The organism is Povalibacter sp. (genome assembly GCF_036735925.1).
Taxonomy (GTDB): Bacteria; Pseudomonadota; Gammaproteobacteria; order Steroidobacterales; family Steroidobacteraceae; genus Steroidobacter.
Window position 1 is genome coordinate 1 of the sequence record NZ_DAINNK010000009.1, and the last position, 14,377, is coordinate 14,377.

Here is a 14,377-nt window from a genome sequence, read left to right on the forward strand (position 1 = left end):
AGCCCCCTCCCTAACCCTCCCCCGCTGCGCGGAGGAGGGGATCAGAGTTCTTCTGTAGGTCAGGCTTCAGCCTGACAGTTTTCAGGCCGGCTGAAGCCGGCCCCACAGGCAGAATCCTCACGTCTTCTTCGGAAACGCCGCAATCGACTGGATCGAAATGCCTTCGTTCGCGCCGTAGCTGCCGCTCGCGCCATTGAGTTTCGGCATGCCGGTCTTGCCGCCCTTGTGATGCAGGGCGATGACCTGCCACAGGTTGGCGTTGAACACGGGACTGCCGGAGCTGCCGCCCTCGGTGGGCGCCGTGTAATGCACGCGACAGACGCCGGGAATCTGCGGTACGCCGTTCGGCGGGCCTTCGTGATCGAGCAGTTCGTTGTCCTGGAACGAGAATGAAAGATCGCGGCCGCCGGGATAGCCGACGACGTACACCTGTGCCGATTCGCCGAGCACGGGCAGCGACTTTGCGACGGGCAGCGGTTCGATGCCGCGCACGGGTTGCTTCAGCCGCAGGAGGCTGGCGTCGCACTGCTCGGGCGCCGAACTCCACAGCAGCGTGTCGATCTCGTAGACGGTGTCGGCATCGACGGCTTCGAAGACGACTTCGGCATCTTCCGGACGGATGCCGGGACTGGCGCCGTTGGGATTGACGACGTGGAAGTTCGTGAGCACGACGAGTTCGTCCGCGGGAGCGATTCCCACATCGCCCGCGCGCAGCAGAAAGCCCGTGCCGATGCGGCTGCCGAGTCGCGGGCGGATCGAGGCGACCGACTGCGCGCGCGCCAGTCCGGTCTTCCACCATTTGAACGTCTGCGCGCCGCGCTTGCCGAGGATCGCTTCGAGCTGCGCGTCGCTCGGCGCTGGCTGCTGGTGCAGACGCTGCAGATCGCCGGAATCGATGCGCAGTTCGCCGCCCGGTACCTGGAGCAGGCGTGCGCGCAGGATGTCGACGAGGCCGCGGCCGCGCTCGGTCGCTTCGAGGTCCCACACCCTGGTGAACTGTCGCAGTGCGCTCGCGAGCAGGAAGGCGCGCGCGCCGGGACCGGCGGCGAAGGATTTCACCGTGCGTTCGACGTCGTCCCAGCGATCGAGCCCGAGATAGGCTTCGGCGAGCGAGGGCAGGTACCACTCGTCGCGCGCGCTGTCGGGCACTGCGTCGAGCGACTTCACCAGACGTTGCGCGACCTCGACGGGATCGAGGTCGGTTGCCACAGGGATGCCGAGGCGGCGGCTGTTCGCGAGCAGCGCCACGAGATTCGCGCCGTGCCACACGTTCGCGGGATTGCGCTCGAACGGGTTGCGATACGCCGCGATGGCCTGCGTCAGCGCATGACGTGCGCCGGGATCGGTGCGGTCGCGCGCATCGAAAAAGATCTGCTTGTGCGCGCGGCCCAGCAGGCCCATCGCTTCGACTGCTTCGCAGTCGTTCGCCGGCAGGCGATGGATGAACGCCTGCAGTACGTCGATGGCGGCCGTGACCAGGTCGACTTCGATCAGCGCCTGTGCGTAGAGCCGCCGGGTGCGGAAGTCTTTCGGATCGAGGCGACCGATGGCTTCTGCGAGTCGCATCAATGCGCGGTATTCGCGTGCGTCGCGCAGCGGTTCGAGCAGTGCTCGCGCAGTGTCGAGCGAGGCGCGGGCGTTGAGGGTGGAGAGGGCGTCGAGAGTGCGGCGGGCGGCGTCGCGCAGATCGGGAAGAGAAGAAAGACCCCCACCCTGGCCCTCTCCCGCTGGCGCGGAGGAGGGGATCGGAACCGTGCCTGTATCGGCCATGGTCACAGGCCCAGCATCCCGCGCAGCGAATCGCGAAAGACCGGCTGGCGCAGATACTTGGTCGCCGAGTGACGCCATGCACCGCCATTCTCGACGACGTGATCCTTGATCACGCCGGCATCGTTCTCGCGATAGTCGTTGGCGAGCAGCGGATCGAGTCCGCAGACGGGGTCGAGCCGGTCGAAGAGATTGACCCAGTCCTTCGCCACCCTGGCGCGCGGAAAGCCGTTCGCGCGGGTCCATTCGGGCTGCAGTCTGTCCTGGATTTCGTCGAGTCCGAGCGGACTGCCGATGGTGATGAGCCCGTCGACGCCGGCGCAGCCGCCCACGCGCTTCAGGCAGTCGTACGCGATCACCGTGCCCATGCTGTGCGAGACGACGACGTGCGGTCGCGAGACGTCGGCATGGCACACCGCATCGATGAAACGTTTGCGGATGGACTGCTGGATGTGCACGGGCGTGCCGCCTGCGGGCGCGTATTCGACGTCGAACAGGTAGTGATGCACGTCGCGCAGGAAGGCATTCATGATGCGTTTCTTCAGGAACCAGGGCAGCGGCACGCGTTCGAGCGCGCCCTGCGGCTGCGCGGGCACGGCGGGCGTGTTCGCCGCTTCGATCTGTGCATCGGAGAGCGCCGTCATCTCGGCGCGCAGTCGTTCCAGGAACGCGGCTTCTTCGGCATTGTGCGGCTGCGGCGGGGTGTCGCCGCCGCTCGCATCGACGGCAGCAGGTGTGTTCTCGAGCACGCCTTCGTGTGCGGAGAGATCTTCATCCGGTTTGCCGTACATCAGGTCGGCCCAGTACACGAGTGAGGTCGTGACGCCGAGATCGCCGAGCGGCAGTGGATCGGTGGCATCGGCGAGCGTGCGGCGCCAGATGCGCAGCAGGTCGTCGGCGGGCGGCTTGTTGGCGATCCCGTGGATGAAGGTGACGTGCGGCATGGTGGACTCCATGATCGGATCGCGCGTCGAGTGTAGCGCCGTGGATGCGCAGGAAGGATGGTCAGAAGGGAAGAGGCCCCCTCCCTGACCCTCCCCCGCTACGCGGAGGAGGGAACTCCGATCCCTCTCCCGCGCAGCGGGGGAGGGAACTCCGATCCCCTCCTCCGCGCAGCGGGGGAGGGTTAGGGTGGGGGTCTTCTCCGCGCCTATCTCACACCCACCGCACACCGAAACCCCAGATCATCCGCCCGCGTCTGTTCGTCCGCCCGATAGCGCCGCGTTGCCGTCTCAACGGGCTGATGCCAGCCGGTGCCGCGCACCACGCGGCCATTGCCTTCGGCCGGTCCCTGCGGATCGCGAACGTCATCGATGGGAACGCTCTCCGAATAGCGATCACCGACCCACTCCGACACGTTGCCGGCCAGATCCTGAACGCCCTCGCGGCTCGCGCCGGCAGGATGCGAACCGACCGCAGCGACGCCGCCCTGATACGCATATTCGGCATCGCGACGATGCGCGGCACGTTCCGGCGTCGGCTCGTCGTTGCCCCAGGGATAAAGCCGCGCATCGGTGAAGCGCGCCGCCCGTTCCCACTCGGCTTCCGTCGGCAGGCGCCGGCCGGCCCAGCGACAGTAGGCATCGGCATCGCGCCACGAGACGCCGACGACCGGCAGCTCGCCCTGCTGCGACAGATCGAGCATGTCCCATTCGTCGGGCGGTGCGACCGATCCCGTCGCTTCGAGAAACTTCGCGTAACGCGCCGTCGTGATTTCGAACCGGTCGATGAAGAACGGGCTGAGGTGTATCTGGCGCTGCGGCGATTGCTCGTCGTCGCCGAACGTGAAGGTGCCGCCTTCGATGCGCACCAGCGGTGCGCCGTCGCGCGTCGTGATCGCCGGGCGCTGCATGAACCACCACGCAAGCGCGATGGCCGGAACGAGCAGCGCTGCGGCGAACAGGGCGATGCGGCGTCGGCGCTCGCGAGCGCGCAGCTGTGCGAGCGTGTGCACGGCTTCCGACACCGCCGCCGTCGTATTGCCGGCGGATTCCAGCAGCGTGACCGACGTCAGCCAGGCGGGCAGCTGCGTCAGCGGAACGGGGTGCAGCACCACGGGCAGAACGCGGCCCGAGGGCTTCGGCCAGACGCGCCGTGCAACGTCGAGTTCGTTCAGCGTGTAGCTGCCGGGATCGATGGCGTTCGGGCCGATGAAGAACACGAACAGGTCGCAGCGCTCGATCGCCGCGCGGATGCGCGTCGTGTAGCCCTCGCCCGCAGGCAGGTCATCGCGATCGAAGAAGACATCGTGTCCCTGTTCTTCCAGCGCATAGCGCACGGGCTCGACCTGCGCGCGATCCTGCGATGCGTAGCTGATGAAGACCCTCATGCGGCGACAGTATCAGATGCGGCGCGCGCGGAATCCGGGAAGAAGAGCAGGGGAGGCCGCAAAGACCGCAACAGGAAAGGGTGGTTTTCAGATCAGAGCCCCTTGCTTCTTTCATGGGGTCCTTCGCGGCCTCCTGGACTTTCGCGTTTCATCATCTGCCCGCAGTCGGCCAGAATTGCGGTACAGGATCGTCAGGATTGCCGGCGATGCTGCCGGAAGTGATACAGGGGAAAGCGATGGAAGATGCGACGCGGACGGCCGGGAGATCGCTGCCGTTCATCCTGATCGTGGCCGTGCTGCAGGGCTGGGCGCTGTACGGGCTGCATCATGCGCTCGTGGACCGGCACTGGCCGGCGACGCAGCCGGCGTGGCAGCTGGCTTTCTACGGCGTCGCGCTGTTCGTGCCGGTCACGCTGCAGCTCCTGGCCGGTTTCGCGCGCCGCCGCGACCTCTGGACGATCGTGGCGGTGGTCGGTGCCGCGTATTTCTATTTCGGCTGGCATCACGGCAGCGCGGTGCTGGTGGCGGATGGCGTCGATCCGTTCGTGAACGAAGACGGACTGTTCGCGCTCGGTATCGAAGCCTGCGTGCTGTGGCTGATGCTGCTGCCGTTCCTGCAGGCGCGGCTGCTGTCGGGGCGCTGGAATGCCGACTATCCGACGCTCTTTGCCTCCGCCTGGCACAACGTGCTGGTGCTGGCCGAGGGCGCGCTGTTCACGGGGCTGTTCTGGCTGTTGCTGGCGCTGTGGGCCGCGCTCTTCCACATGCTCGGGATCGATTTCTTTCGCGACCTGTTCCGCGAACCGATCTTCGTCTATCCCGTCACGGCGCTGACCTTCGGTATCGCGCTGCATCTGATCGGTTCGATCGACCGGCTTACCTCGGTGGTGCTCGAACAGATCCTGAATGTGCTCAAGTGGCTCGCGATCGTCGCGGGCGTGATCCTGACGCTGTTCACGCTGGCGCTCGTCGTGAAGCTGCCGGGACTGCTGGCGTCGGGCGAGCGTGCGATCGGCGCGGTGTGGCTGCTGTGGCTGGTGGCGGTAATGGTGTTGCTGCTCAATGCCGCCTATCGCGATGGCACGGTGGCGCGGCCCTATCCGCGGGCGATTGCGCAGATGCTGCGCTGGATCGTGCCGCTCACCGTGATCGTCGCGTTGACCGCGCTGTATGCGCTGACCGTGCGCGCCAGTCACTTCGGGCTCACCGTCGAGCGCGTATGGGCATTCATCGTCGCGGGCGCCGCCACGATGTACGCGGTGGGCTACTCGATGGCCGTCTTCGATCGAACGGGCTGGCTGGCGCGCCTGTCGCGCGTCAATGTCGTGGTCGCGCTGGCGCTGATCGCGACGCTCGCCTGCGCGCTGACGCCCATCCTGTCGCCGCACCGGCTGGCCGCCAGCAGCCAGTTCCGGCGTGCGCAGTTGCCGCTGGAATCCGTTTCCTCCAGCAACGGCAGACTGCAGCGCGACGGCTGGCAATCAACGCCGTTTCAATACCTGCGTTTCCAGGCCGGTCGTTACGGCCTGCAGCGATTGCACATGCTCGCCGAGATCGAGGGCGGCACGGAGGCAGCACGCATCAGCAAGGCCGCGCGCAATGCGCTGGCGCAGAAGAATCGCGGCGATGCCATCGCACCGATCGATCCTGACGCCTATGTGGAGAGTGTGCAGCTGTTCCCCGAGGGCCGGTCGATGGACGTCGGACTGCAGGAGGTATTGAAACAGGCCGTGCAGGCACGCGGCGAAGGTCTCGCGATGATCGATTCGGAAGTGGCCGGCGTGTTCATCGATCTCGATGACGACGGCGCGGATGAGTTCGTCGTGATGAATCAGTACGGTGGGTTGACGTTCGCGCAACGCGGGACGCGATGGGAAAAGATCGGTCGTTTCTATGGCAGCTACGACGAGGCCTCGTGGCGGGCGCTGCTGCGCCATCTCGAGAACGGCCGGTTCGAGGCGATTGCGCCGCCGTGGAAGGAATTGCAGATCGGGGAGAGGCGGGTGCGGGTGGTGCCGGAGAGCTGAGGAGACCCCCACCCCAACCCTCCCCCGCTGCGCGGAGGAGGGGGCAGATCTTCCCCTCCCCCGGTCGCCGGGGGAGGGCAGGGTGGGGGCGCTCCGATTACGCCCGCTGCAACAGCTTCTCCGCAATCTGCACCGCATTCAGCGCCGCACCCTTCAGCAACTGATCGCCCGCGACGAACAGCGACACCGATCGTCCGCTCGGATCGCTGACGTCCTGGCGGATGCGTCCCACCAGCAGATCGTCCGCACCGGACGCATCCTTCGGCATCGGGAAGTAATTCTTCTCCGGATCGTCGACCAGCTTCACGCCCGGCGCGCGGCTCACGATCTCGCGCACGTCCGCCGCCGGGATCGGCCGCTCGCATTCGAAGTTCACGGAAATGCAATGCGCACGCAGCACCGGCACGCGTACGCAGGTCGCGGTGATGCGCAGGTCCGGTTCGTTGAAGATCTTGCGCGTCTCCTGCATGACCTTGGTTTCTTCTTCGTTGTAACCGGTCGCCAGATCGATCTTCGTGTTGTGGCTGAACACGTTGAATGCATACGGATGCGGCAGCACGGTGTGCTGGTACTGGCGATCCTCGAGATGCGCGCGCGTCGCTTCGCGCAGTTCCTGCATCGCGGCGGCGCCGGCGCCGGACGCGGCCTGGTAGGTGGAGAGGATCAGTCGACGGATCGGATTCACGCGATGGATCGGCCACAGCGGCGTGATGCTCAGGATCGCGGCGCAGTTGGGATTCGCGATGATGTTGCGATGACCGGCGAGCGCGTCGGCGTTGATTTCCGGAACGACCAGCGGCACGTCATCGTGCATGCGAAACGCCGAGGAGTTGTCGATGACGATCGTGCCCTGCGCCGCCAGCAGCGGGCCGAAGCGCTTCGAGATGCCGCTGCCCGCGGAGAACAGCGCGATGTCGATGCCGGCGAGTGCGTCTTCGCGCAGTTCTTCGATGACGATCTTGCGGCCTGCGTACGGCATCGTCTGCCCGGCGGAGCGGGCCGAGGCGAACAGGCGCAGCGAGGCGAGAGGAAACCTGCGCTTTTCCAGGCACTGGACCATTTCGACGCCGACGGCGCCGGTCGCGCCGACCACGGCAACGACGGGATTGACCAGGTTGGGCTGACGCACGGGAGCGGCACCGGAGACGGCGGCCGCGACTGCTGAACACATGGGACTTACCTCATCGTTGTGCCGATGACGGGCGCCCCACAAAACAAAGGCCCCGTCGGGTAACCGGCGGGGCCTTTGGAATACTGTCGAATCGGTTCTGACTTACGCGCGCCGACAGCCCTGATGCCCCGCAAAGAGCGTCCAGGTTTTAATCGTGCGTTTGATCGTCGTGCGATTCATGCGGGCCGCAAGGTAGCTGAAGTGACCGGCGATGGGCAAGGGCGTTCTTCCTGTAGGTCAGGCTTCAGCCTGACTCCGAAAGGCCGGCTGTGACCGAAGGAAATCCCGCGGGAAAGCCGGCCCCACAGGAAGAGTCCACAGGAAGAGTCCAGAGGAAGAAGTCGGATCATCCCTTCGTCAGCTTCAGCAGCTTCCCCTCCGCCGACTCCGTAACGACATAAATCGCCCCGTCCGGCCCCTGCTTCACATCGCGGATGCGGGCCTTCTGATCCTGCAGCAGCCATTCCTCGCCGGTCACCTTGCCGTCCTGCAGCTTCAGTCGCACCAGCTTCATGCTGTTGAGCCCGCCGACGAACAGATCGCCCTTCCATTCCGGAAAGACCTCGCCGGTGTAGAAGGTCATGCCGGACGGAGCAATGACCGGGTCCCAGTAGTACACGGGCTGTTCCATGCCGGCCTTCTGGGTGATGCCCTCGCCGATCTTCGGCCCGGCGTATTCGATGCCGTACGTGATGACCGGCCAGCCGTAGTTGCGGCCGGGTTGCGGCTGATTGAGCTCATCGCCGCCGCGCGGGCCATGTTCGATGTCCCAGAGGTTGCCGTCCGGATCGAGCGTCGCCGCCTGGATGTTGCGATGACCGTACGACCAGATCTCCGGCTTGACGTCGCTGCGGCCGACGAAGGGATTGTCCTTCGGCACGCTGCCGTCGGGATTCAGGCGCACGATCTTGCCCAGGTGCATCGACAGATCCTGCGAGTGCACGCGCGCGTCGGGTACCGAGCGTTCGCCGAGCGCCAGGAACAGCGTGCCGTCCGGGTTGAAGACGATGCGCGAGCCGAAGTGCAGGTTCGATTTCCAGCTCGGCAGCTGACGGAAGATCACCTGCACATTGCTCACGGCGGGCACGCCGTCCTTCTCGCTGAGCACGCCCTTCGCGAGCGCCGTGCCATTGCCGTCGTCGCGCGGCTCCGAATAGCTCCAGTAGAGGGTCTGGTTGCTGGCGAACTGCGGATCGAGCGCGACGTCCAGCAGGCCGCCCTGGCCTTCGAAAAACACTTTCGGCAATCCGGTGGCCGGCGCCGATACTTTTCCGTCCTTGCCGACGATGCGCAGGTTGCCGGCGCGTTCGGTCACGAGGATGCGGCCATCCGGCAGGAACTCGAAGGCCCACGCACCTTTCAATCCCGTCGCGACGACCGATACCTGCGGTGCAGTACTGCTGACGAGGGCCGGTGCGCGCGTCTGCCCCGCAAACGCGGGTTTGAAGTCCTTGCCGTTCGGTGCGCGCGTTTCCAGCGTGGTGCCCGCGACTGGCGGACCGGCTTCGCGCGCGCAGGCGACACAGGCGGCAATGACGGCGAAGGCGGCGATCAGTCGCGCAGCCGAGGCATGTGCGGTCATGACTTCTCCAGTACGTGAGTTGAAGCGACGAAGCAGATCCCATGGACGCGACCGGACGAGCCCAGGTTCCCTCGCTGGCCGCGAACCGCAAAGTCTGATACTAACGGTCCGGGCGTCGATACGGAGAGATTGCGTTCAATGGCTACTCGATCCAGGCGGAGCGCCGCTGCACTGCTGGTGGCGATGGATGGTTCGGAAAATGCGCTGCGTGCGCTGAAGCTCGCGCTTGCCTGGGCGAGGCAGCGCGACCAGGCGATTCACATCGTGCACGTCCAGCCGCGCATCAAGAGCAGCCGGCTCATGCCGCGTTCACTCATCGAAGAGCACTACGAACGCCAGTCGCAGGCGGCCTTCAAGCCGGCGCGCGAACTGGTGAAGCGGACCGGCGTGACGGCCGTGTTCGATGACTGTCTCGGCGATCCCGCCGCGACGCTCGCGGCCTACGCGAAAAAGTACCACTGCGAACAGATCGTGCTCGGCAATCGCGGTCACGGCGCCATCGCGACCCTGTTTCTCGGTTCGGTCGCGATGAAGGTGCTGCACCTGGCGGACGTGCCGGTGACGCTGGTGAAGTAGGCGGGTTGTGTGCTTGCTGTGGGGCCGGCTTCAGCCGGCCTTGCACGAAGGAGTCAGGCTAAAGCCTGACCTACAGTAAGACTCTTACTCCGACAGCAGCGTCTGTTTCCAGAACAGCACGGTCGACCAGAACTGGTAATCGACGTTCGCTTTCTTGGCGAAGCCGTGGCCTTCGTCGGTGCCGAGCAGCGACCACACCGAACCGCCCTTCGACCGCACCGCCTGGATGATCTGGTCAGCCTCGCTCGCCGGCACGCGCGGATCGTTGCCGCCGGTGACGATGAACAGCGGAATACTCAGCTTGTCGACGTGCGTCAGCGGCGAGATCTCCAGCAGCCTGGCGCGTTGCTTCGGATCGCGCTCGTCGCCGTATTCCACGCGGCGCAGGTCGCGCCGGTAGCTCTGCGTGTTCTCCAGGAACGTGACGAAGTTGGAAATGGCGACGACGCAGTTCGCGCCTTTCAATCTCGCGCCGTAGCGGATCGCGACCGCGTAGCACATGTAGCCGCCATAGGAGCCGCCGGTGACGGCGAAGCGCGAGGCATCGAGTGCGTCGTCCTTTGCCAGCGCGTCGAGGAAGGCGCCGATGTCCTTCACCGAGTCTTCGCGCTTGTCGGGTCCGTTGTCGGGGCTGACGAAGCGTTTGCCGAAGCCGCTGGAGCCGCGCACGTTCGGAAAGAAGATCGCGATGCCGAGTTCGTTCAGGTAGTAGTTCGAGCGGCTCAGGAATACCGGCGTGAACTGCGATTCCGGACCGCCGTGGATGTTGACGAGCAGCGGCCGCTTGCCGGGAAATTTCTTCGCATCGGGTCGATAGAGAAAGCCCGACACCTTCTCCTCGTCGAAACTCGCGACTTCGACGAGTTCGGGTTCGACATTGACGTTCGGATCGAGGCCGCCGGTTTCGCTTTGCGTCCAGCGCGTCACTGCCAGCGTCTGCGGATCGATTGCGTACGCATCGCCGGCGCTGCGTGCCGAAGAGAGCGTGAGTCCGATCGTGCCCCACGGTGCGATGTGTACGCTGCCGACAGAGCCGGCGGGCAGCGCGGTCACGGTGCGCACGGCGCGCGTCTTCGGATCGAGCACCTTCACGCGGCCGACGCCGGCTTCGTTGAGGCTGTAGGCGATGAAGCTGCCGTCGTCGGCGATGTCGAAGTCCTCGACGTCCCAGCGCGGCTCGGGCGAGACGGCGGTGAATCTGCCGCTGGCCGGGTCGAGGGTGCCGAGGCGCAGGAAATCCGCGCCTTCATCGGATGTCGCCCACAGTGTGCCGTCCGCTGCAAAGCGTGCGGCGCCGTAGGCAATGTCTTTTTCCGGATTGCCGATCGGGCTGAGTTTGCCGCTGGCGAGGTCGAGCAGATACAGGTCCGAGTTCGTGATCGACAGCTGGTTGATGACGACGGCGGTACGCGTGTTGCTCGCGAAATCGAGAATCTGCCAGCCGCCGCCGGACACCTGCGCGACCCTGCGGTCGGTCGCGGGATCGCGCGGATCCATCACGTAGAGATCGCTGTCCGCACCATTGCGCCACGTCGACGAGTAGCCGATGAGCCTGCCGTCCTTGCTCCAGCAGCCGTGCGCGTTGCGGCTCCTGCCGTCCGTGAGGAGTCGCAGCTGGCCGGACTGCAAGGTGTACAGCTGGAAGAATTCGCTGCCGCCGACATCCTTGCGTGCGACGACGACATCGCCGCGCGGCGACCACGAGCCGAACACCGGTTCCGCCTCGAACGTGAGCTGGGTGCGCGCCATCATCGGGCCGGCCACCCTGTGCAGTTGCGCGGTATTGCCGAAACGTGTGGCGACCAGCATGGACTTGTCCGACGGACTCCAGCCCATGAAGGTGGCCGTGCGGAATTCCATGTAGGGCCGGGTCGCGGCCACCAGTTCTTCCGGAATCGCCGGGATGCCGTCGGCCACCAGCGCGGCGGGTTTTTCGACCGCCCCATGCGCGAGCGAGCCGATGGCAAGGATTGCGAATGCCAGCAGCGGGGTTTTCATCAAGATGAGTTCTCCGAGCGCGATGTGCGGAGCATAGCGCGGGCGTGCGCCGTTGCAGCGACCGCAGGCCACGAAGGCGTATATGATCGGTTCCGTTGCGACAGTGGCATCGAGGGTACTCATGAGACGCGCGATGTTCGTTTGTGCCGGCCTGTTCCTGGCGGCCTGCACCACCATCAAGATCGATCACGGCGGCGTCAACGAAATCACTCACGAGGGCGGCGCGGCGGAAGCGCAGGAACTGGCGGATCGCGCCTGTCATCGCGCCGGCAGCGGTTACGGCAAGGTGGTCTCGACCGTCAACAAGGATGCTTCGCTGCCGCCCGGCACGGGCAGGCAGGTCACGACCTTTCGCTGCACGAACGATCGAGGCTGACTCTTGTTGTAGGTCAGGCTTCAGCCTGACTCCGAAGAGGCCGGCTGTAGGTCAGGCTTCAGCCTGACTTCCTGAAAAAGCCGGCTGAAGCCGGCCCCACAGGAAGAAAAAACGGAGCTGCACCTCCAGCCAATTGCCGTGAGGTGGCGGGGCGAGGAAGGTAACGGCGTTCTCACGAGGAGATCGCTGGATGCGCATCGTCGTCGACCCGCGGATCGAACGGATTCTGCGGCTGCCGGAACAGGATGGGAACGCCTGGCAGGCCGATCTCGACCGGTTCCGACAAGGCGATGAAACGCTGACGCGCCGCTCGGTGGGCGAATCGACCATGCGGGCCGTGCAGCGCCTGCTGATCTTCCTGGGCTATTCGACAGCTTCCACCGGCGCATTCCTGATCGACGGCAATTTCGGTCGCGGTACCAATCGCGCCGTCGCGCAATTCCAGTTCGAGAACTCGCTGACGCGCGCCATCGATCGCGGCACGCTGTGCTACGCCTGCACCTGGCAGACGGCGAGTGCCGGCATCGTGGCGATTCCGGACGCGAAGCTCACGCCCGCGACGCTCGAGCGCATGCTGGCGCGCGCGGCCGCAATGCTCGAACAGGGCGAAGTCATGTGCGGCAGCCTCGATGAGGCGCTGTTTCATCTGGATGCATTGCATCGCCGGCGCCTGCTCACCTGCAGGGAAGTCTTCGAGAAATACGCAGCGGTCGCCGATCGGGCGGTCGACGCGGTCGCGGCGCACGGCGTCGTCATCGCGCGCGAATGGCTGCTCGCGATCATCAAGCAGGAGACGAGCGGCATCGTGCGCCCGCGCTTCGAACAGCATCTGCTGACGCGGCTCAACCATCAGCGGCCGGTGGAGGACTTCGTCGAACTGCGCTATCGCTCGATGAGTTTCGGTCTCGGCCAGATCCTGGGCGAGAACTACCGGCGCGTCGGCGCCGCGTCGGCGAGACGCATGTATCTGAGTTCGATACCGGAGCAGGTGATGCAGATCGGACGTTTTCTCGCTGCTTCCGCCGGCGTTGCGAAGAGCGTTGGCCGGACGACGCCGGGCGAAAGCGACTTTCGCGCCGTTGCGCGCTACTACAACGGTCCGGGCTACGAGAAGCATCACTACCACGAGTCGCTCGCGACCTGGTTCCGCGAGTTCAGGGCGCTCGCGGCGCAGTGATTCCCAGCAGAAGCAAGACAGCCCCCCAGCGGCTTTTTCAGTTCCCGTCGCGCTCGGGCAGTTCCGGCGTGACGCCCGGCTTCAGTTCGGGCAGCGGACGGTCGCGCTCGAGCGGTTTGAAGAGATCGCCGCGCGGTTCGCGCCGGCCCACATTGAACTTGCACTTCATCATGGGCGGCAGCCCGGGGTTGACGACGTCGCGTGCCGTGGGAACGAGCTTGTCGAGTTCGAAGTAGCAGTTCTCGTTGAGCCACACGACCGGGTTGTCGTTGATGTCCGTGTCGAGTTCGCCGAAGGATTTGCCGGGCGATTCGAATATCGATGGCGCCGATGGTTCGGGGGCCGGTCCGGGCTTGCGGGGACCGAGATTGCGATAGCGTTCGGTGACGGCGTCTTCGACCGCTTTCTTTGCGTTGTAGGCGGCGTGCGCACTCCAGTCGGTTTGTCGCGGCGGCAGCGACGCGGGTTCGGGAGCGGCACTGACCGCGTTGCGGGTTTCGTCGCGACGATTGCGGAGATCGGTGGCGGGCGTGCGATCGGCGCGGGTCGTGCTCGAGGTTGCGGTGGGTGGCGGTTCAGCGATCGACGGCTGCAGCTCGATCCATGTCAGGGCCGGATCGTCGCCGTGCAGCAGCCAGCGCGGCGCAAACGCGCCATGCCATGCAAGCACGAGCAACAGCGCATGCCCCGCGACGACGATGCATGCCGCCAGCGCACGCGACCTCGATGTATCCGCGCCGGACGGTGGCCGCACCAGAGATCGTCCCCCTGTGTCGCACGACGCGAGTCCGTGCGCTGGTTCTAGAGGACGACCCGGAGCGGAAGTTCCGTCGCGCGATCAGTCGCGTCTGGCGGCGCGTCGGCGGCGTGCGCCCGCCATGCCCGCGAGGCCCAGCGCGAGCAGTCCGAGCGTCGCGGGCTCCGGCACGCTGACGGGTTCGGTCACGGGTTCGTCGATGGGAAAGTCGTCGCCAGGCCAGGAATCGATCGGCGTGAGAACGATCGGATCTTGCGGCGGCAGCGGGTCGGTCGTCGGTGCATCGCCGTCGCCGGCATCGTCGTGAGGGTCATCGACGGTGTTCGACGGCGGTTCGGCCGGCATCGGCTCCACCGGCGCGGCGCCTTCGCCGGACGGCTTGCCGCCGCCCACTGTGCCGATCGTCGGACCGCCGAGCGCAGCGAACTGCGCGGGGCCGGCACCGTCATTCGCACCGCTGCGAGCGCCGCCGGGCCGATGCAGTTCGGGGAACACGATGGCGACCGGGACTTCGGGAAGGACGGCGGCCAGCCGCTCGCGGCTGCAGTGGCGGCAACGAGCACGCGTACACGGACGTGCACGGGCGAGGTAGTCTCGATCGAGTCTCCCGATGGCTG

The 14,377-nt window shown here is 66.0% G+C and carries 12 protein-coding genes; 4 read left to right on the top strand and 8 right to left on the bottom strand.

Annotation, left to right across the window (positions count from 1 at the left end; translation table 11 throughout):
* Positions 1 to 117 precede the first annotated feature (117 nt).
* From V7D81_RS04665 to V7D81_RS04675, 3 genes are all read right to left on the bottom strand, one after another.
* On the bottom strand, positions 118 to 1,770 hold the full coding sequence (locus V7D81_RS04665; protein WP_324314845.1) for a TRAFs-binding domain-containing protein: 1,653 nt from the start codon (positions 1,768 to 1,770) through the stop codon (positions 118 to 120).
* A gap of 2 nt (positions 1,771 to 1,772) precedes the next feature.
* Positions 1,773 to 2,723, bottom strand: a complete 951-nt coding sequence (locus V7D81_RS04670) for a hypothetical protein (protein WP_324314846.1) — start codon at positions 2,721 to 2,723, stop codon at positions 1,773 to 1,775.
* A 194-nt stretch (positions 2,724 to 2,917) separates the two neighbouring features.
* Positions 2,918 to 4,096 carry an SUMF1/EgtB/PvdO family nonheme iron enzyme gene (locus V7D81_RS04675; RefSeq protein ID WP_324314847.1) on the bottom strand — a complete coding sequence of 393 codons (1,179 nt, stop codon included), beginning with the start codon at positions 4,094 to 4,096 and terminating at the stop codon, positions 2,918 to 2,920.
* A 236-nt stretch (positions 4,097 to 4,332) separates the two neighbouring features.
* Here V7D81_RS04675 and V7D81_RS04680 point away from each other — a divergent pair, with 236 nt between their 5' ends.
* Positions 4,333 to 6,123: a DUF4153 domain-containing protein gene (locus V7D81_RS04680; RefSeq protein ID WP_324314849.1), complete on the top strand. Its 1,791-nt coding sequence runs from the start codon at positions 4,333 to 4,335 to the stop codon at positions 6,121 to 6,123.
* Between the two features lie 97 nt (positions 6,124 to 6,220).
* Here the strand turns inward: V7D81_RS04680 and V7D81_RS04685 are convergent, their stop codons facing one another.
* Together V7D81_RS04685 and V7D81_RS04690 are read right to left on the bottom strand one after the other, a co-directional pair.
* On the bottom strand, positions 6,221 to 7,294 hold the full coding sequence (locus tag V7D81_RS04685; protein WP_324314850.1) for an aspartate-semialdehyde dehydrogenase: 1,074 nt from the start codon (positions 7,292 to 7,294) through the stop codon (positions 6,221 to 6,223).
* Between the two features lie 346 nt (positions 7,295 to 7,640).
* On the bottom strand, positions 7,641 to 8,876 hold the full coding sequence (locus V7D81_RS04690; protein ID WP_324314852.1) for a PQQ-dependent sugar dehydrogenase: 1,236 nt from the start codon (positions 8,874 to 8,876) through the stop codon (positions 7,641 to 7,643).
* Between the two features lie 138 nt (positions 8,877 to 9,014).
* On the opposite strand from V7D81_RS04690, the gene V7D81_RS04695 reads away from it, so the two are divergent.
* Positions 9,015 to 9,452: a universal stress protein gene (locus V7D81_RS04695; RefSeq protein WP_324314854.1), complete on the top strand. Its 438-nt coding sequence runs from the start codon at positions 9,015 to 9,017 to the stop codon at positions 9,450 to 9,452.
* An 84-nt stretch (positions 9,453 to 9,536) separates the two neighbouring features.
* Here V7D81_RS04695 and V7D81_RS04700 read toward each other — a convergent pair whose 3' ends face one another.
* Positions 9,537 to 11,450, bottom strand: coding sequence for a S9 family peptidase (locus V7D81_RS04700; protein ID WP_324314856.1), 1,914 nt, complete (start codon positions 11,448 to 11,450; stop codon positions 9,537 to 9,539).
* 133 nt (positions 11,451 to 11,583) lie between these two features.
* Between V7D81_RS04700 and V7D81_RS04705 the strand changes: the two genes are divergently transcribed.
* Positions 11,584 to 11,826, top strand: coding sequence for a hypothetical protein (locus V7D81_RS04705; protein ID WP_324314857.1), 243 nt, complete (start codon positions 11,584 to 11,586; stop codon positions 11,824 to 11,826).
* Positions 11,827 to 12,016: 190 nt separating this feature from the next.
* On the top strand, positions 12,017 to 13,003 hold the full coding sequence (locus tag V7D81_RS04710; protein WP_324314858.1) for an N-acetylmuramidase domain-containing protein: 987 nt from the start codon (positions 12,017 to 12,019) through the stop codon (positions 13,001 to 13,003).
* 37 nt (positions 13,004 to 13,040) lie between these two features.
* Here the strand turns inward: V7D81_RS04710 and V7D81_RS04715 are convergent, their stop codons facing one another.
* Both V7D81_RS04715 and V7D81_RS04720 read right to left on the bottom strand, forming a co-directional pair.
* Positions 13,041 to 13,757, bottom strand: a complete 717-nt coding sequence (locus tag V7D81_RS04715; RefSeq protein WP_324314860.1) for a hypothetical protein — start codon at positions 13,755 to 13,757, stop codon at positions 13,041 to 13,043.
* Positions 13,758 to 13,841: 84 nt separating this feature from the next.
* Positions 13,842 to 14,377: PEP-CTERM sorting domain-containing protein (locus V7D81_RS04720; protein ID WP_324314862.1), on the bottom strand; the 536-nt coding region annotated here is incomplete at its 5' end.

Excerpts from the sequence above, each read along its gene's own strand:
- V7D81_RS04665 (WP_324314845.1), bottom strand. The coding sequence starts at position 1,770 with ATGGCCGATACAGGCACGGTTCCGATCCCCTCCTCCGCGCCAGCGGGA.
- V7D81_RS04670 (WP_324314846.1), bottom strand. The coding sequence starts at position 2,723 with ATGGAGTCCACCATGCCGCACGTCACCTTCATCCACGGGATCGCCAAC.
- V7D81_RS04675 (WP_324314847.1), bottom strand. The coding sequence starts at position 4,096 with ATGAGGGTCTTCATCAGCTACGCATCGCAGGATCGCGCGCAGGTCGAG.
- V7D81_RS04680 (WP_324314849.1), top strand. The coding sequence starts at position 4,333 with ATGGAAGATGCGACGCGGACGGCCGGGAGATCGCTGCCGTTCATCCTG.
- V7D81_RS04685 (WP_324314850.1), bottom strand. The coding sequence starts at position 7,294 with ATGTGTTCAGCAGTCGCGGCCGCCGTCTCCGGTGCCGCTCCCGTGCGT.
- V7D81_RS04690 (WP_324314852.1), bottom strand. The coding sequence starts at position 8,876 with ATGACCGCACATGCCTCGGCTGCGCGACTGATCGCCGCCTTCGCCGTC.
- V7D81_RS04695 (WP_324314854.1), top strand. The coding sequence starts at position 9,015 with ATGGCTACTCGATCCAGGCGGAGCGCCGCTGCACTGCTGGTGGCGATG.
- V7D81_RS04700 (WP_324314856.1), bottom strand. The coding sequence starts at position 11,450 with ATGAAAACCCCGCTGCTGGCATTCGCAATCCTTGCCATCGGCTCGCTC.
- V7D81_RS04705 (WP_324314857.1), top strand. The coding sequence starts at position 11,584 with ATGTTCGTTTGTGCCGGCCTGTTCCTGGCGGCCTGCACCACCATCAAG.
- V7D81_RS04710 (WP_324314858.1), top strand. The coding sequence starts at position 12,017 with ATGCGCATCGTCGTCGACCCGCGGATCGAACGGATTCTGCGGCTGCCG.